A 15,135-nucleotide genomic window follows, 5' to 3' on the forward strand; every position below is an offset into this window, starting at 1 on the left:
GCCGAGCGCGCCGGCCTGAGGGCCGCACCGGTGCGGTCGTCGGACAACCCGGCCAATCTGGCAGCACCGCGCTCGCGCACGCGTCACGTGAGGACCCTTTTCACCCGCCCGGGCCGCGTTTTCACCCCGGCAGGTAGCGGCGAGATCAGCGGCGGCCGGTGGTCAGGACGACGAGGAACTGGCCGCCGCCCGCCTCGACGCCGGCGGTCACCGGCAGGTCCGGGGTCAGCCGGGAGAACCGGTCCACCAGCCACTCGGCCGCCTCCTGGGCGTCCGCCCTGGTCGGGCAGCGGGCCACCACCTCGCGGCCGCCCTTGCGCTCCAGCCGCCCGGCGACGGTGATCAGCGGCGCGGGGTCGGCCACGTGCAGGCGGTCCGGCCACGCGATGACCACCTTGACCGCGCCCTTGCGGGTGTTGCACGCGCGGTGCGCGAGCCGTTCGGCGACCTTGGCCTTCCGGTCGGCGGTCCGGCTGTCGACGCTGGGCCCTCGCGGGTCGTTCACCGACATGTCGGGGTCGACGGGCTCGTCGCACACCCAGCACCGCCAGCCGTCGCGCTCGGCGACGTCATCGAGGAGGCTCATCCGGGCAAACTAGCACCGGGGCGCGGCGGTCCGGGCGGCGCGGCGCAATCTTCTGTCCATTGTGGACGATGATCGTCCACCGCGGGACGGGGTCGCCACCGCGTTTCTGTTGCGTAGTCGAGGAACTACACGCAGTGTTCGTAGTTCGGTGTGACGAAGGCTATTTTGATTCGTTCCAGACAAGACGTCTAGGGTTGTGGGGTGACATCCGACTTCGAGGCGCAGCTGCGGTCGGTCTCGTTGCGCGTGACCCGGCCCCGGTTGGCCGTGCTCGCCGCGCTGCGCGACCACCCGCACGTCGACACCGAGACGGTGATCACGTTGGTCCGGGCCGACCACCCGACGGTGTCCCACCAGGCCGTCTACGACGTGCTGCGGGCGTTGACCGACACCGGCCTGGTGCGGCGCATCCAGCCCGCCGGCGCGACGGCCCGCTACGAGTCCCGGGTGGGCGACAACCACCACCACGTCGTGTGCCGTTCCTGCGGCGCGATCGCGGACGTCGACTGCGCGGTCGGCCACAGCCCCTGTCTCACGGCCTCGGACGACGGCGGCTACGTCGTCGACGAGGCCGAGGTCGTCTTTTGGGGCACCTGCCCCGACTGCTCGACCCGCAACACCACCGCCAATGAACCGCCCGCTGGAAGGAAGTAAATTGAGCGACCTCGGGAAGACGCCCCCCTCAAGCGCGCAGGGCGTGGACCAGAAGGCCGCGGTCGGCTGCCCGGTCGCGCACGACTCGGCGACCGCGCACGGCAGCGAGAGCGAGAACCCGGCGATCGACTCCCCGACCCCGAAGACGGGCGGCCGCCCGCGCACCAACCGGGACTGGTGGCCCAACCAGCTCGACCTCTCCGTGCTGCGCGTACACTCCACGAAGAGCAACCCGCTCGGCGCGGACTTCAGCTACGCCGAGCAGTTCGCCAAGCTCGACGTCGAGGCCCTCAAGCGCGACATCACCGAGGTGCTCACCACCTCGCAGGACTGGTGGCCCGCCGACTTCGGCCACTACGGCGGCCTGATGATCCGGATGAGCTGGCACGCGGCCGGCACCTACCGCACCCACGACGGCCGCGGTGGCGCGGGCGACGGCGGCCAGCGGTTCGCCCCGCTCAACAGCTGGCCCGACAACGCCAACCTGGACAAGGCCCGTCGCCTGCTGTGGCCGGTCAAGCAGAAGTACGGCCAGCGGGTCTCGTGGGCCGACCTGCTCGTGCTCGCCGGCAACGTCGCCCTGGAGTCGATGGGCTTCAAGACCTTCGGCTTCGGCTTCGGCCGCGAGGACGTCTGGGAGCCGGAGGAGATCTTCTGGGGCCCGGAGGACGCGTGGCTGGGTGACGAGCGCTACGTCAGCGAGGCCGAGATGGCGCCCGAGGTCGGGGCGACCGAGATGGGCCTCATCTACGTCAACCCCGAGGGCCCCCGCGGCAACGCGGACCCCTTGGCGGCGGCGCACTTCATCCGGGAGACCTTCGGCCGGATGGCGATGAACGACGAGGAGACCGTGGCCCTCATCGCCGGTGGCCACACCTTCGGCAAGACCCACGGCGCCGGTGTCGCCGACGACCACGTGGGCGCGGAGCCCGAGGGCGCGCCGCTGGAGGCGCAGGGCCTGGGCTGGCTGAGCACCCACGGCAGCGGCAAGGGCGGCGACACGATCACCAGCGGTCTCGAGGTGACCTGGACCGACCGGCCGACGCAGTGGAGCAACCGCTTCTTCGAGATCCTCTTCGGCTACGAGTGGGAGCTCACCACGAGCCCCGGCGGCGCCAAGCAGTGGGTCGCCAAGGACGCCGAGGCGATCATCCCGGACGCCCACGACCCGTCGAAGAAGCACCTGCCGACCATGCTCACGACGGACCTGTCGCTGCGCGTGGACCCGGCGTACGAGAAGATCTCCCGCCGCTTCCTGGAGAACCCCGACGAGTTCGCCCTGGCGTTCGCCAAGGCGTGGTACAAGCTGCTGCACCGCGACATGGGCCCGGTCAGCCGCTTCCTCGGGCCGTGGGTCCCCGAGGTCCAGCTGTGGCAGGACCCGGTGCCGGCCGTCACGCACGAGCTCGTGGGCGACGCGGACGTCGACGCCCTCAAGGCGAAGATCGCCGACTCCGGCCTGAGCACCGCCCAGCTGGTCGGCACCGCCTGGGCCTCCGCGGCGAGCTTCCGGTCCACGGACAAGCGCGGCGGCGCCAACGGCGCCCGCATCCGCCTCGAACCCCAGCGCAACTGGGAGGTCAACCAGCCCGAGCAGCTCGCGAAGGTCCTGGAGACCCTCGAAGGCATCCAGCGGGAGTTCAACGCCGCGGGCGGCGCGCAGATCTCCCTCGCCGACCTGATCGTGCTGGCCGGCTCGACGGCCGTCGAGAACGCGGCGCGCGAGGCCGGCTTCGACGTGACCGTGCCCTTCCGCCCGGGCCGCACCGACGCCGACCAGGAGCAGACCGACGTCGAGTCGTTCCGCTTCCTGGAGCCGCGCGCCGACGGCTTCCGCAACTACGTGCGCGCCGGCGAGAAGCTCCAGCCGGAGGTGCTGCTGGTCGACCGCGCCTACATGCTCGACCTGACGGCGCCGGAGATGACCGTCCTGCTCGGCGGTCTGCGCTCGCTCGAGACGAACCACAACGGCACCCGGCACGGCGTCCTCACCGACCGGCCCGGCGTGCTCACCAACGACTTCTTCACCAACCTGCTGTCGACGGGCACCCGCTGGCAGGCGTCGGAGTCCGAGGAGCACGTGTACGAGATCCGGGACGCGGCCACCGACGAGCTGAAGTGGACCGCCACCTCGGTCGACCTCGTCTTCGGGTCCAACTCCCAGCTGCGGGCCCTGGCCGAGGTCTACGCCAGCGAGGACGCCCGCGAGAAGTTCGTGGCCGACTTCGTGGCCGCTTGGACCAAGGTCATGGAGCTCGACCGGTTCGACCTCGCCTGATCCGCACCGACCGACGAGCCCGGCCGATCGGCCGGGCTCGTCGCGTGTCCGGAGGTCAGTCGAGGCGCAGGACGGTTTCCTCGATCTCCGCGCCGCGGGCGGGGGCGTAGGAGATCTCGGTGCCGACGACCGTGAAGCCAGCCCTCCGCAGGACCTTGAGGGAACCGGCGTTGTCACTGGCCGCGCGGGCGTGCAGCGGCCGGACCTCGACGGTGTCGAGGAACAGGGCCAGGGCCCGGCCGGCGATCCCCCGACCCCACACCGAGCGGTCGAGCCAGTAGGTGATCTCGGTGTCGCCCTCCACGACGAAGCTGGAGATGCTGCCGACGAGCCGCCCGTCGAGGGTCACCGCGCGCAGCGTGGTGTCGTGGGCGGCCCTGATCTTCGCCAGGTGGAGGTCGAACGCCTCGCGGTCGTCGGGGTCCTCGGCGGTGAAGGCGGCCATCCGGACCGACTCCGGGTCGCGCATCTGCTCGAACAACGCGTCGAGGTCCGCATCCCTGACCGGCCGCAACGCCACCTCTGCCACTGGCTCTCCCCCTCTGTCGTGAACCGCCCCGGCCCGCGCCGGGGACCGTAGCAGCGGCCCCCGACAACTCCGGGCCGACGCTTCGACGGCGGTCGAACCCGACGGCCGGAACGGGGAACAAGTGCTGTGGGCGACGCGTTGACCGCACCGTGCGACTAGACGTGTGGTCTGACGTGGTGTGCCCGTGGTGCTACATCGGGAAGCGGAAGCTGGAACGGGCGTTGGACCGGTGGGACGGTGAGCCGGTGGAGGTCGTGTGGCGGCCGTTCGAGTTGAACCCGCAGCTCAAGAGCACGGGTGCGGCCGTGCGCGAGGTCTTGGCGGGCAAGCTCGGCAGCGAGGCCGTCGCCGAGCAGGCGATGCACCGCTCGACGACGGCGGCGGAGTCCGAGGGCCTGCGCTACGAGATGTCGAAGGCGATCGCCGCCAACACCTTCGACGCCCACCGGCTCGTGTCGCTGGCCCTTGAGCAGGGCGTGCAGCACGAGGTCAAGGAGCGCTTCTTCCGCGCCCACTTCGTCGAGGGCGAGAACCTGGGCGACCCCGAGACCCTCGTCCGCCTCGCCGGGCAGACCGGTCTGACCGGCGCCGCCGACGCCTTGGCCGACGACGCCCTGGCCGCCCGCCTCCGCGACGAGCTGGCCGAGGGCGTGGCCATCGGCGTCCGCTCCGTCCCGACCTACGTGGTGGGCAACCGGGGTGTGGCCGGCGCCCAGGACCCGGACGTCATCCTCGACCTCCTCCGCTCCGCTCCCTGAACCCGGGTCGATCCGAACGCGGTGCCGTCCGCGGCGGTCCAAGCCGCCGTCGCGGACGGCCGCGGCCCGCACGGCCGCGGCCGGCTCCGGCGGCACCGTGGTGGAGCCGACCCACCCCGACATTGGTTGGTACTGCAAACAATGTCGAGTAGGCTCGCGCGATGACACGTGACGACGCGCTGGAGGACGCCCTCGTCCGGATGTCCTTCCGGGTGATGGCCGTGCTCACCCGCATCGGCGCCGAGCACGACCTGTCCCTCACCCAGCTGCGGCTGCTCGGCGTCCTGCGCGACCGCCGACCGCGGATGACCGACCTGGCCGCGTTCCTGGGGCTGGACAAGTCCACGATGTCCGGCCTCGTCGAACGGGCCGAGCGCCGGGGCCTCGTGGCCCGGGACAAGTCCCCGGCGGACCGCCGGGTGGTCGACGTGGTCATCACCCCGGCGGGCCGCGACCTCGCGGAGCTGCTGGAGGGCGAGGTCCGCTCGGCCCTCGCGCCCTCCACGGGCAGGCTGCGCGCCGACGACCGCGACCTGCTCGCGAACCTGCTCGACGCCCTGTCCCGCCCGACCGCGGCAGAGGACCACCCCACCGGGTGAACGTGGGCGCGTCGCGCGTCCGGTCCGCGCGCCACCGCCGTGCACGGCCCGACGCGGCCACCCAGAATTCGGCCATGGGCGAGAAGAAGGTGCACAAGGGCGACGAGGTCACGTGGTCCAGCCACGGGCAGACGGTGCACGGCGAGGTGGTCGAGGAGATCACCGAGGACACCGAGGCCGCGGGCAGGCAGGTGCGCGCGTCGAAGGAGGAGCCGCAGTACCGGGTGCGCAGCGACAAGAGCGGCAAGGACGCCGTGCACAAGCCGTCGGCGTTGGAGGACGACTCGTGAGCGACGAGTTCGAGGACGCGGTGAACATGACGGCGACCGAGCTGGCGCGGTGGCTGGAGACCGACGAGTCCCGGTCCGTCGGCCAGTCCGACGGCGGCGAGTCGGTCGGGCACGAGTCCGGCAGGCGGATCGTGGCGCTGCTGCGCGCGAAGAAGGGCGAGTTGACCGAGGACGACCACGCGCACATGCGCAAGGTCGTCGGGTACGTCCACCGCCACCTCGCGCAACGCCCGGACGGGGACGTGGAGCGCACGAGGTGGCGCTACTCGCTGATGAACTGGGGGCACGACCCCCTCAAGGACTGACGCCGGGGTGTCGGCCCGTCACCGCCGCCGGAGCCGTTCGGCGGCCAGCCTGCCGGAGATGAGCACCGGCGGGATGCCGACGCCGGGTGTGGTGCCGCTGCCGGCGAGCACCACGTTGCCGTCGCGGAACGGCAGGTTGCGCGGCCGGAACGGACCCGTCTGGGTGAACGTGTGCGCCGCCGAGAACGGGGTGCCGGCGGCTTGGCCGTCCCGCGCCCAGTCGTCCGGCGTCGTCACGGACAGGATCTCGACGTCCGGGTCCACCAGCTTGCGGGTGACGAGTTCGTCGACGACCTGCGCGGCGTAGCGCGGTCCGACGACGTCCCACCTGATCGGCGCGGCGTCCAGGTTCGGGCACGGGGCCAGCGCGTACTGCAGGTGCCGTCCCGCCGGGGCGAGCCCGGGGTCGGTGACGGTCGGCGTGGTGAGCAGCAGGGACGGGTCGCCCATGAGGCGGCCCTGGCGGATGATCTCGTCGAACGTGGTCTCCCACGCGGTGCCGAACGAGATGGTGTGGTGGGCCGTCCCCTCGACCACCCGCGGGGCGCCGAGGTGCACCACCACCGCGGACGGCGACCAGCGCAGCGGGCGCGGGCGCCGCGGTTCGCCGCGCAGCAGCCGCGTGCTCTGCGCGGGACCCGTGGCGAGCACGACGGCGTCGCACGGGACGCGGTCGGTCGTGGTGCGGACGGCGGTCACGCGCGGGCCGGTGCGGTCGAGCGAGACCACCTCGGTGTCGTAGTGGAACCGGACTCCCGCATCGGCGGCGGCGTCGGCGAGGGCCTGCGGGACCGCGCGCATGCCGCCGCGCGGGAACCAGACGCCCGCGACCGTGTCCATGTAGGCGATCACGGCGTACGCGGCGAGCGCGTCGGCGGGGGACACCCCGGCGTACAGGGCCTGGAACGTGAAGACCCGGCGCAGCCGGTCGTCGTGGACGAACCGGCCCACCGCCCGGGACAGGGAGCCGAAGCCGCCGAGCCCCGCGAGCGCGACCAGGTCGCGGCCGAGCAGGTCGAGCGGCGAGTCGAAGCTCGCGCCGATGAACCGGTCGCGCTCGACCTGGTACAGCCGGGTCAGCCAGGCGCGGAGCTCGCGGTAGCCCTCGGCTTCGCGGTCGCCGGCGAACCCGGCGATCGCCTGGCCCATCGCGTCGGCGTCGGTGTGCACGTCCAGCGCGCTGCCGTCGGCGAACTCGGCGCGGTAGGCGGGGTGCAGCGGCACCAGGTCCAGGTGGTCGGCGAGCCGTGCGCCCACCGCCGCGAACGCGTCCTCCAGCAGCTCCGGCATGGTCAGCACGGTCGGCCCGGTGTCGATGAGGTGCCCGGCCACGTCCAGCCGGCCCGCCAGGCCGCCGGGGTGGCCGTGCCGCTCCAGCACCGTCACCTCGTGCCCGGCCCCGCGCAGGTGCAGCGCGGCGGACAGGCCGGACAGGCCCGCGCCGATCACGACGACCGAGTCGGTCCGGCCCTTCACCAGGTGCGCCACGGCGTTCCCCTCCCGTCAGTCGCGGCGGCGGACGGCCTTGGCCGCCAGCTGCCTCAGGTGCGTGCGGGCGACCTCGTCGACGGCCGCCCGGTCGAGCGCGGCGAGTCCGCTCGCGGCCAGCGCCTCGATGTGCTCCTCGACGGCCTCCACGGCGCCGTGGTCGACCAGCAGCTCCCGCACGGCGGCCACGGTCCCGTCCGTCACGGTCACACCGTCGAGGCAGCGCAGCAGCGTCCGCGCCGCCCGGTGGTCGCCCGCCGCGGTGGCCTGGGCGATCGCGATCGCCATCAACGGGGTGCGCTTGCCCTCGCGCAGGTCCTCGCCGACGGGTTTGCCGGTCACCGCCGGGTCGCCGAACATGCCGATCAGGTCGTCGCGCAGCTGGAACGCCACGCCGACGTCGCGGCCGAACACCCGCAGGCACTCCACCACGTCGGCGGGCGCGCCCGCGAGCGCGGCGCCGAGGTGCAGCGGCCGTTCGACGGTGTACGCGGCGGTCTTCAGCGCCGCCACCCGCAACGCGCCCTCCAACGACTCGTCGCGCCCGGCGGTCGCGAGCAGGTCGAGGTGCTGACCGGCCATCATCTCCGTGCGCATCCGCTGCCACGGCCGCCAGGCGCGCTGCAACGCGTCGGCGGGCAGGCCGGCCGTGACGAGCGCGTCGTCCGCCCAGGCCAGCGCGAGGTCGCCGACCAGGACCGCGGTGGAGTCGCCGAAGCGGCGGGCGCTGCCGGACCACCGCGACCGCCGGTGCCGCGCCGCGAACGACTCGTGCACGGCCGGCCGGCCGCGCCGGGTCGCCGAGCGGTCCATCACGTCGTCGTGCACCAGCGCGCAGCACTGCAACAGCTCCAACGCCACCAGCGCGCGCACCACGGCTTCGGACGTGTCGCCGCGCACCTCGCCGCCCGCGGCGCGCCAGCCCCACCAGGCGAACGCGGGTCGGATCCGCTTGCCGCCGGCGAGGACGAGCGCGCGGACCTCTTCGGCCAGCTCCCGCGCGGCGTCGACCTCCGGGCGGGTGCGGAAGAAGTCGTCCAGCTCGTCCGCGAACCGCGCCGCGAACGAGTCGGGCGCCGGGGGAGTGGGCGTGCGGGTGTCGACGCCGGCCAACAGCGACATCGTCGCTCCCTCGCGTGGTGGGGTCGGTGCTCAGTGGATCGAGCTAAGCAGCGCGACCCGCGCCCCGCACAACGAGCGGCGCTGGTTGTGCGGAGCGACCCGGGCCGACTTAGCGTGAGGAGGTGCCATCGCGGAGGGAACGCCCACACATGTCCGCAGACCGGGAACTGGATGCCGCGGGCATCACCGAGCCGCGGCTGCGCGACGCCTATCGGCGGTGCCGCGCGCTCAACGCCGAGCACGGCCGCACCTACTTCCTGGCCACGAGGATGCTCAGCCCGGCGCAGCGGCCCGCGATCCACGGCCTGTACGGGTTCGCCCGCCGCGTGGACGACATCGTGGACGACCTCGACAGCGGGTTGCCGCGCAAGGTCGAGGGCCTCGCGGCGGTCGAGGCCGACCTCGACGCCGCGCTGGAGCGCGGCACGGCCACGGACCCGGTCGTCACGGCGTTGTCGGACACCGTGCGCCGGTACGACATCCCCACCGCGCACTTCCGCGACTTCATGGCGTCCATGCGGATGGACCTGACCGTCACCGACTACGCGACCCGCGCCGAGCTGCTGCGGTACGTGCACGGCTCGGCGGCGGTCATCGGCCTGCAGGTGCTGCCGGTGCTCGGGACGGTCGTGCCGAGGCAGGAGGCGGAGCCCGCCGCCGCCGCGCTGGGGATCGCCTTCCAGCTCACCAACTTCATCCGCGACATCGGCGAGGACCTCGACCGCGACCGGGTGTACCTGCCCGCCGACGAGCTGGCGGCGTTCGGCGTCGACCGGGACCGGCTGTCGTGGGCCCGCGCCGCCGGCCGGGTCGACGACCGGGTCCGGGCGGCGCTGCGCGACCAGGTCCACCGCACGCGCCAGGTCTACGCGCGGGCGCTGCCGGGCATCGCGATGCTCGCGCCCCGGTCGCGGCCGTGCGTGAGCACCGCGTACCGGCTCTACGGCCGCATCCTCGACCTGGTCGAGGAAGCGGACTACGACGTGCTGTCCCGACGCGTCGCGGTGTCGAACGGCCGACGGCTCGCGGTCGCGCTGCCCGCGTTCGCCAGGGCCGTGCTCGCCCGCACGGCCTGATCACCGGAGGAGAGACATGCCCGACCGCCTGCCGCTGCGCGCGTTCACCAGCCCGCCCTGGTCGAAGCAGGAACCGACCTGGCGGGACGCGAAGCCCGCGCTCATCGAGGCGGCGCTGAAACGCGCCACCGCCCGGCCCTCCGGCAACTGGTTCGTGGTCGGCGCGAGCCGCGACGTCGTGCGCGGCAAGCCGTTCGGCCGGACCGTCGCCGGGCGCGAGGTGGTGCTCTGGCGCGGGCCGGGTGACGTGCTGGTGGCCGGTCCCGGGTCGTGCCCGCACCTGGGCGCGCCGCTGTGCGACGGGGCGGTGGTCGGGGGCGAGCTGGTCTGCCGCTGGCACGGGCTCGCGCTGGGCGGCGAGCGGTTCGGCGGGTGGAGCCCGTTCCCCGCGCACGACGACGGCGTGCTCGCCTGGGTGCGCCTGGACGACGTGGGCGGCGAGGAACCGCTGCCCGAGCCGGTGCTGCCCGCGCGGCCGGCGGGCAAGGTGCTCGACGCGGTCGCCACGCTGATCGGCCGGTGCGAGCCCGAGGACGTGATCGCGAACCGGCTCGATCCGTGGCACGGCGCGTGGTTCCACCCCTACTCGTTCGCGAACCTCCGGGTGCTCGAGACGCCCACCGAGGAGCTGGACCGGTTCCTGGTCGAGGTGACGTTCCGGGTCGTGGGCAGGTTCGGCGTGCCGGTGACCGCCGAGTTCACCTGCCCCGAACCGCGCACGGTGGTGATGCGGATCGTCTCCGGCGAGGGCGAGGGCAGCGTGGTGGAGACCCACGCCACACCGCTGGGCGAGGGCCGGACGGCGGTGGTCGAGGCGACCATCGCGCAGTCCGATCGACGTGGGTTCGCGCTGGTCAACAGGGTGGCGCCGGCGATCCGGCCGGCGATGCGGTGGACCGCCGCACGGCTGTGGCGCGACGACCTCGCCTACGCCGAGCGCCGGTACGCCCTCCGGTCGAAGGGCGTGCTGCCCGGTTGAGGCACCCCCGAGTTGAATCGGTTTTGAGTCGATTTTACGATGGGTCCGTCATCGTCGTCGACTCGCGAAGGACGTGCGCCATGCCCGAGCTCTCCCGCCTGCCCCGCCCCGTCGCCGAGTCCTGGGACTGGCAGCTCTCCGGTCTGTGCCGCGGCATGGACAGCACCTACTTCTTCCACACGCCCAACGAGCGCGGCTCCGCCCGTGAGCAGCGCGAAGCCATGGCCAAGTCGATCTGCCAGCGGTGCCCCGTGATGCGCCAGTGCCGCGAGCACGCCCTCGAAGTGCACGAGACGTTCGGCATCTGGGGCGGCCTGGGCGAGAGCGAACTGCGGGCTATGCTCTCCGAACGCGCCAGGAAGTGAGCTTGTAGTCGATGAGCTGGACACCCCGCGCGGTCGCGGCGATGCTCGGCATCTCGCCGACCACGCTGCGCACGTGGGACCAGCGCTACGGGCTGGGCCCGTCCGACCGCACCGCGGGCGGTCACCGCCGCTACCGCGACGACGAGGTCGACCAGCTGCGGCGGATGGTCGCGCTGACCGCGCAAGGCATCGCACCCGCCGACGCGGCGCGGCAGTCACGGCAACGGGTCCCGGCGGCGGCGCCGCCGACCAGACCCGTGCTCACCGCCGACGCGGCCCGGTCCGTCCGCCGGGGCTTCCTGACCGCCGCCGACCGGCTCGACGAGCCGCGGGTGCGCTGGCTGGCGGACGAGCTGATCACCGCGCACGGTGTTGTGGCGGCCTGGCAGGCGGTGCTCGCGCCGTTCCTCGTGGAGCTGGGCGAGCGCGTGCACCGGCGCGGCGCCGGCGTCGAGGTCGAGCACCTGGCCAGCGCCGGCCTGCTGCACGCGCTGCGCGCCGTGCCCTACCCGGACCGCGACGGCGTGCTGACCGCGTTGCTGTCGTGCGCGCCGGACGAGCAGCACACGCTGGCGCTGGAAGCGCTCGGCGCCGCACTGTCCGAAGAGGACTGCCTGTGGCGCAGCCTCGGCGCGCGGGTGCCGCCGACGGCGTTGCGCGACGCGCTGGAACGCCTGCGCCCGGCCGTGGTGGTGATCTGGGCGCACCACGCCGACTTCGCCGCGGCCGTGCCGATCGAGGAGCTGCGCCGCGACACCGAGGCCGTGCTGGTGACCGCCGGTCCCGGCTGGGCGGGTCTCGCGCTGCCCGCGTCCGTGCGGCGTCCGGCCACGCTGACCGAGGCCGTCCGCCTGGTCGTCGACCTGATCCGCGGCTGACCCCGGTCAGCCGGTCTTCGGTGTCGCGCGCATGCCGACGCGGACGCGGCCGGTGCCGTCGGCCCGGCTCGCGAGCACCGCCTCCGACACCGGGACCAGGTCCGACTCGATCGGCGGGGCGAGGGCCGCCATGCCGTCGACGAACGCGTACCGCAGGTGCGGGACGCCGTCGTGCTCCGAGGCGGTGATCTCGACGCCCTCCCGCCGGTAGGCGCCCGCCCGGTCGCCGAGCCCGGCGGAAGTGCCGCCGGAGCGGTCGCGCGGCGACGGGTTCCGCCACGGGCTCGAACGCGTGCCGGACGGGCCGGCGAGCCGCCGGGCCGACCCCGCGGCGGCACCGCGTCAGGCCCGGTGCGGACCTCCGTCCACCGGCGTCCGGCCCCACCGCCGGGCCACGGCGCGCAGCACCGGACCCCGGCCCGCCGTCGGCACGCTCCACAGCTCCGTCCCGGCGACGCCCCACCGGCTCAACAGCCGGTTCGCCGCGTCGAACCCCGTGGTCGCCGCGCGTTCCATCAGCGCGACGGGCAGGTCGATCCGCACCAGGTCGCCCGCCAGCACGAGGTGGTCGTCCGGCGTGGTCACGGTGGGCCGGCGGGCGAACCCGCCGGCCGGGAACAGCGGGCAGTCGGCCCGCAGCTCGTGCCGCTCGTCCACGACGTTCGCCCGCTTGGTCTCGGGGTAGACCTCGGTGAGCTGCTCCCACAGCCGCGCCCGGGGATCGGGCTCGTCGGCCGGCAGCGCGTACCCGTGCAGCTCCACCACCGAACCGCCGGTGCGCGCGGCCCACGCCCGCGCCTCGTGCTCGTAGTGGTCCAGCACGCTCACGTTGTCCAGCAGGCCGTACCCGCTGGTGCCCAGGAAGCCGGGGCGGTCCGGGTCCACCGGCCGGTCGAGCCAGTACCGCGACACCAGGAACGGCGGCGCCGTGCGCAGCTCCGCGATCCGCTCGCGCCACGCGGCGTCGCCCAGCCGGGGCGACGCGGCGACGACCCGGCGCAGCCCGGGCACGTCGGCGGCCAGCACGACGGCGTCCGCGTCGAGCACGTCGCCGGACACGTCCACCGCGAACCGCTTGGGCCCGCCGGGTTGCACCGACCCCACCTCGACGCCCCGCCGCACGGTGGCGCCCAGCTCGGCGAGGTGGCGACCGAGCGGTTCCCACAGGGCGTGCGGGAACGGGTCGGCCGCCACGTCGAACAGCAGGCCTTCCGCCGAACCGAGGAAGTAGATGTGGAACATCACCGCCAGCTCGGCCGCCGACATGCGGCTCGGGTGGGCGAAGAAGCTGCGCGAGAACACCTCGAACGCCAGCGCGTGCGCGGGCCGGGGGAAGCGGATCCGCTCCAGGTAGGTCGCCGCGTCCAGCCCGTCGAGCTCCCGGTACACCTCCGGCACCGACACGTCCAGCAGCGGCAGCGCGGCCCGCGCGTCCACCGACGGCAGGTCGGACCACCGGAACGTCGGGCTGCGGCGCAGGAAGGCCAGCGCGTTCCACGGCAGGGTCGTCGGCAGCCCGGCGAACCCGTCCCGGTGCCCGCCGGTGTGCCACAACGGGTAGTCGGGCAGGCCCACCAGCGCCCGGCCGCCGGGGTCGACCCGGCGCAGCAACGCGCGCAGGTTGTAGTACTGCCGGAAGAACGCGTGGAAGCCGCGGGTCATCGTGACCTCGCTGCCGTCGGCGAGCGTGGTCGGCCACCCGCCCACCCGGCCGCCGAGGTGGTGCTCCCGCTCGCACACCACGACCCGCGCGCCGCGCTCGGCCAGGACCGTCGCGGCGGCCAGCCCCGCGATGCCCGCCCCGACCACGACCACCGTCGGGGCCTCCCCGTCGAACCGCGCGCGTCCGGCGGGCGCGGCGACCCGCACCGCCCTGCGGTCGCGGGGGATCACGACCGCGCCCGTTCCGGCGCGAGCCCGACGAAGGTGTGCACGACGCCGAGCTGCCACCCCGGCACCGGGCGGCTGCGCACGCCGACGAAGCCTTCGCGCCGCAGCCGGTCGCGCAACGCGCTCGCGCCGGCGAACCGCAGCACGCTGCGCCACAGGTAGGTGTAGAGCGAGCGGTCGCCGGTGAGCAGCCACCCGGCGGGCACGACGACGAGCCCGCACATCGCGGTCCAGACCGCCGTGCTCAGCGGGGAGTCGCGCACCGAGTACTCGTGCAGCACCAGGCGCGCACCCGGCGCGAGCAGACCGCGCACCGCCCGCAGCGTGGCGTCGGGGTCGGGCAGGTTGCGCACCAGGTAGGCGGCGAACACCGCGTCGAACGGCCCGTGCGCGTCCAGGTCCTCGACGCGGCTGTGCACGAACGTGACGGTGTCCGGCCACCGCTTGGCCCGTGCCCGCGCGAGCATCCCGGCGGAGGCGTCCACCGCGACGACCTCCACGTCCGGCGCCACGGCCAGCAGCGCCGCGGTAGACGCGCCCGTGCCGCAGCCCAGGTCGAGCACGCGTTGCCCGGCCCCGCTGCCCCGCAGGCCGAGCGCCCGCGCCGAAGTCCGCAACGCCCGGTGGTAACCGGGGTTCAGACCGACCAGCCGGTCGTAGTCCCGTGCCGCGTCGTCGAACGACCCCGGCACCTCAGCGGCGCTCAGCCGTGTCATGCGCTCTCCTCCTCCGCTCCCACAGCAGCAGCACCGCGGTCACCATCGCGAACCCGTACAGGAAGTCCTCGACCGGGATGTCCCACGGCACCCGCACGCCGCTGATCGCCCAGTCCGCGTACAGCACGATCGGCGCGTCGAGCTTGGTCAACCACCCGTCCACCGGGACCTGGAAGGCGAGCACGATCGCCATCGTGACCCAGTAGGCGAGGCGTCGGAACAAGCCCGTGCGCAGCACCAAGAGCTCCCACAACACCACCAGGACCGCCGCGGTCACCGCGGCCAGCAGGTACTCCCTAGCCATCGCGCAGCAATCGGCCGACGGCCTCGTAGGTCAGCAGCGCGCACAGCGGGATGGCCACGAAGAACAACACCTCTTCGATCGGCAGGACACCGGCCAGCACCACACCCGTCGTGCCGTCGCGGTGGAAGCTCCAGTGCCCGCGCGCGATCGCCACCACGTCCCACACGACCAGCACCAGCAGCACGGGCACGACCGTCCGGGCCACGTCCGGCCCCCGGCGGTACACCCCGCGACCCACCCACTCCAACGGCGCCGTCACGAGCAGGCACACGGCCAGCACGGCCAGGTACTCGTACTGGCTTCTCATCCCACCTCCGC

19 protein-coding genes are annotated in these 15,135 nt (G+C 73.8%); 10 read left to right on the forward strand and 9 right to left on the reverse strand.

The genetic code is table 11. The annotated features are described in order from the left end of the window. Positions 1 to 145: 145 nt before the first annotated feature. Positions 146 to 586 carry a hypothetical protein gene (locus tag IOD16_RS06980; protein ID WP_123743001.1) on the reverse strand — a complete coding sequence of 147 codons (441 nt, stop codon included), beginning with the start codon at positions 584 to 586 and terminating at the stop codon, positions 146 to 148. 201 nt (positions 587 to 787) lie between these two features. Between IOD16_RS06980 and IOD16_RS06985 the strand changes: the two genes are divergently transcribed. Both IOD16_RS06985 and katG read left to right on the forward strand, forming a co-directional pair. Beyond that, a complete protein-coding gene (locus tag IOD16_RS06985) occupies positions 788 to 1,240 on the forward strand; it encodes a Fur family transcriptional regulator (protein WP_123743000.1) in 453 nt (150 codons plus the stop codon). Beyond that, positions 1,215 to 3,518, forward strand: a complete 2,304-nt coding sequence (gene katG, locus IOD16_RS06990) for a catalase/peroxidase HPI (protein ID WP_201439368.1) — start codon at positions 1,215 to 1,217, stop codon at positions 3,516 to 3,518. The genes IOD16_RS06985 and katG overlap by 26 nt, the downstream gene beginning before the upstream one ends. Before the next feature lie 55 nt (positions 3,519 to 3,573). Here katG and IOD16_RS06995 read toward each other — a convergent pair whose 3' ends face one another. Then, positions 3,574 to 4,047 (reverse strand): GNAT family N-acetyltransferase, encoded by a 474-nt coding sequence (locus tag IOD16_RS06995; protein ID WP_201439369.1) that lies wholly within the window; start codon positions 4,045 to 4,047, stop codon positions 3,574 to 3,576. Positions 4,048 to 4,208: 161 nt separating this feature from the next. Between IOD16_RS06995 and IOD16_RS07000 the strand changes: the two genes are divergently transcribed. The 4 genes from IOD16_RS07000 (at position 4,209) to IOD16_RS07015 (ending at position 5,999) form a co-directional block, all read left to right on the forward strand. Next, complete coding sequence (locus tag IOD16_RS07000) at positions 4,209 to 4,805, forward strand: DsbA family oxidoreductase (protein ID WP_201439370.1); 597 nt, start codon at positions 4,209 to 4,211, stop codon at positions 4,803 to 4,805. A gap of 161 nt (positions 4,806 to 4,966) precedes the next feature. Beyond that, positions 4,967 to 5,404, forward strand: coding sequence for a MarR family winged helix-turn-helix transcriptional regulator (locus IOD16_RS07005; protein ID WP_201439371.1), 438 nt, complete (start codon positions 4,967 to 4,969; stop codon positions 5,402 to 5,404). 74 nt (positions 5,405 to 5,478) lie between these two features. Continuing rightward, positions 5,479 to 5,694 carry a DUF2945 domain-containing protein gene (locus IOD16_RS07010; RefSeq protein ID WP_201439372.1) on the forward strand — a complete coding sequence of 72 codons (216 nt, stop codon included), beginning with the start codon at positions 5,479 to 5,481 and terminating at the stop codon, positions 5,692 to 5,694. After that, positions 5,691 to 5,999 (forward strand): DUF3140 domain-containing protein, encoded by a 309-nt coding sequence (locus IOD16_RS07015; RefSeq protein ID WP_123742995.1) that lies wholly within the window; start codon positions 5,691 to 5,693, stop codon positions 5,997 to 5,999. The genes IOD16_RS07010 and IOD16_RS07015 overlap by 4 nt, the downstream gene beginning before the upstream one ends. Positions 6,000 to 6,017: 18 nt before the next feature. Here IOD16_RS07015 and crtI read toward each other — a convergent pair whose 3' ends face one another. Both crtI and IOD16_RS07025 read right to left on the reverse strand, forming a co-directional pair. Then, positions 6,018 to 7,487 (reverse strand): phytoene desaturase family protein, encoded by a 1,470-nt coding sequence (gene crtI, locus IOD16_RS07020; RefSeq protein ID WP_123742994.1) that lies wholly within the window; start codon positions 7,485 to 7,487, stop codon positions 6,018 to 6,020. A gap of 15 nt (positions 7,488 to 7,502) precedes the next feature. After that, positions 7,503 to 8,609, reverse strand: coding sequence for a polyprenyl synthetase family protein (locus tag IOD16_RS07025; RefSeq protein WP_201439373.1), 1,107 nt, complete (start codon positions 8,607 to 8,609; stop codon positions 7,503 to 7,505). Positions 8,610 to 8,758: 149 nt separating this feature from the next. On the opposite strand from IOD16_RS07025, the gene IOD16_RS07030 reads away from it, so the two are divergent. The 4 genes from IOD16_RS07030 to IOD16_RS07045 all read left to right on the forward strand — a co-directional run bounded on the left by IOD16_RS07030 (position 8,759) and on the right by IOD16_RS07045 (position 11,907). Then, positions 8,759 to 9,685 (forward strand): phytoene/squalene synthase family protein, encoded by a 927-nt coding sequence (locus IOD16_RS07030; protein ID WP_123742992.1) that lies wholly within the window; start codon positions 8,759 to 8,761, stop codon positions 9,683 to 9,685. Between the two features lie 16 nt (positions 9,686 to 9,701). Beyond that, positions 9,702 to 10,664 carry a DUF5914 domain-containing protein gene (locus IOD16_RS07035; RefSeq protein ID WP_201439374.1) on the forward strand — a complete coding sequence of 321 codons (963 nt, stop codon included), beginning with the start codon at positions 9,702 to 9,704 and terminating at the stop codon, positions 10,662 to 10,664. Positions 10,665 to 10,744: 80 nt separating this feature from the next. Continuing rightward, positions 10,745 to 11,029, forward strand: coding sequence for a WhiB family transcriptional regulator (locus IOD16_RS07040; RefSeq protein ID WP_123742990.1), 285 nt, complete (start codon positions 10,745 to 10,747; stop codon positions 11,027 to 11,029). Between the two features lie 11 nt (positions 11,030 to 11,040). Continuing rightward, the gene (locus IOD16_RS07045; protein ID WP_201439375.1) at positions 11,041 to 11,907 is read left to right on the forward strand and encodes a MerR family transcriptional regulator; all 867 of its coding nucleotides are present in this window, start codon (positions 11,041 to 11,043) and stop codon (positions 11,905 to 11,907) included. 6 nt (positions 11,908 to 11,913) lie between these two features. On the opposite strand, the gene IOD16_RS40885 is transcribed toward IOD16_RS07045, so the two are convergent. The 5 genes from IOD16_RS40885 to IOD16_RS07065 all read right to left on the reverse strand — a co-directional run bounded on the left by IOD16_RS40885 (position 11,914) and on the right by IOD16_RS07065 (position 15,124). After that, positions 11,914 to 12,039 (reverse strand): hypothetical protein, encoded by a 126-nt coding sequence (locus IOD16_RS40885; protein ID WP_268957686.1) that lies wholly within the window; start codon positions 12,037 to 12,039, stop codon positions 11,914 to 11,916. Positions 12,040 to 12,249: 210 nt separating this feature from the next. Further along, positions 12,250 to 13,797, reverse strand: a complete 1,548-nt coding sequence (locus tag IOD16_RS07050) for an FAD-dependent oxidoreductase (RefSeq protein ID WP_201441234.1) — start codon at positions 13,795 to 13,797, stop codon at positions 12,250 to 12,252. Further along, positions 13,797 to 14,513 carry a class I SAM-dependent methyltransferase gene (locus tag IOD16_RS07055; RefSeq protein ID WP_201439376.1) on the reverse strand — a complete coding sequence of 239 codons (717 nt, stop codon included), beginning with the start codon at positions 14,511 to 14,513 and terminating at the stop codon, positions 13,797 to 13,799. Before IOD16_RS07055 ends, IOD16_RS07050 begins: the two co-directional genes overlap by 1 nt. Beyond that, positions 14,491 to 14,817 (reverse strand): lycopene cyclase domain-containing protein, encoded by a 327-nt coding sequence (locus IOD16_RS07060; protein ID WP_123742986.1) that lies wholly within the window; start codon positions 14,815 to 14,817, stop codon positions 14,491 to 14,493. The genes IOD16_RS07055 and IOD16_RS07060 overlap by 23 nt, the downstream gene beginning before the upstream one ends. Further along, a complete protein-coding gene (locus IOD16_RS07065) occupies positions 14,810 to 15,124 on the reverse strand; it encodes a lycopene cyclase domain-containing protein (RefSeq protein ID WP_123742985.1) in 315 nt (104 codons plus the stop codon). The genes IOD16_RS07060 and IOD16_RS07065 overlap by 8 nt, the downstream gene beginning before the upstream one ends. Positions 15,125 to 15,135 lie beyond the last annotated feature (11 nt).

The organism is Saccharothrix sp. 6-C (assembly GCF_016695385.1).
Classification (GTDB): domain Bacteria; phylum Actinomycetota; class Actinomycetes; order Mycobacteriales; family Pseudonocardiaceae; genus Actinosynnema; species Actinosynnema texasense.

What these genes read in the sequence shown, in the direction of transcription:
- IOD16_RS06980 (WP_123743001.1), bottom strand. Translation starts at nt 586, where the DNA reads ATGAGCCTCCTCGATGACGTCGCCGAGCGCGACGGCTGGCGGTGCTGG.
- katG (WP_201439368.1), top strand. Translation starts at nt 1,215, where the DNA reads ATGAACCGCCCGCTGGAAGGAAGTAAATTGAGCGACCTCGGGAAGACG.
- IOD16_RS07005 (WP_201439371.1), top strand. Translation starts at nt 4,967, where the DNA reads ATGACACGTGACGACGCGCTGGAGGACGCCCTCGTCCGGATGTCCTTC.
- IOD16_RS07010 (WP_201439372.1), top strand. Translation starts at nt 5,479, where the DNA reads ATGGGCGAGAAGAAGGTGCACAAGGGCGACGAGGTCACGTGGTCCAGC.
- IOD16_RS07025 (WP_201439373.1), bottom strand. Translation starts at nt 8,609, where the DNA reads ATGTCGCTGTTGGCCGGCGTCGACACCCGCACGCCCACTCCCCCGGCG.
- IOD16_RS07030 (WP_123742992.1), top strand. Translation starts at nt 8,759, where the DNA reads ATGTCCGCAGACCGGGAACTGGATGCCGCGGGCATCACCGAGCCGCGG.
- IOD16_RS07035 (WP_201439374.1), top strand. Translation starts at nt 9,702, where the DNA reads ATGCCCGACCGCCTGCCGCTGCGCGCGTTCACCAGCCCGCCCTGGTCG.
- IOD16_RS07040 (WP_123742990.1), top strand. Translation starts at nt 10,745, where the DNA reads ATGCCCGAGCTCTCCCGCCTGCCCCGCCCCGTCGCCGAGTCCTGGGAC.
- IOD16_RS07045 (WP_201439375.1), top strand. Translation starts at nt 11,041, where the DNA reads ATGAGCTGGACACCCCGCGCGGTCGCGGCGATGCTCGGCATCTCGCCG.
- IOD16_RS40885 (WP_268957686.1), bottom strand. Translation starts at nt 12,039, where the DNA reads ATGGCGGCCCTCGCCCCGCCGATCGAGTCGGACCTGGTCCCGGTGTCG.
- IOD16_RS07055 (WP_201439376.1), bottom strand. Translation starts at nt 14,513, where the DNA reads ATGACACGGCTGAGCGCCGCTGAGGTGCCGGGGTCGTTCGACGACGCG.
- IOD16_RS07060 (WP_123742986.1), bottom strand. Translation starts at nt 14,817, where the DNA reads ATGGCTAGGGAGTACCTGCTGGCCGCGGTGACCGCGGCGGTCCTGGTG.
- IOD16_RS07065 (WP_123742985.1), bottom strand. Translation starts at nt 15,124, where the DNA reads ATGAGAAGCCAGTACGAGTACCTGGCCGTGCTGGCCGTGTGCCTGCTC.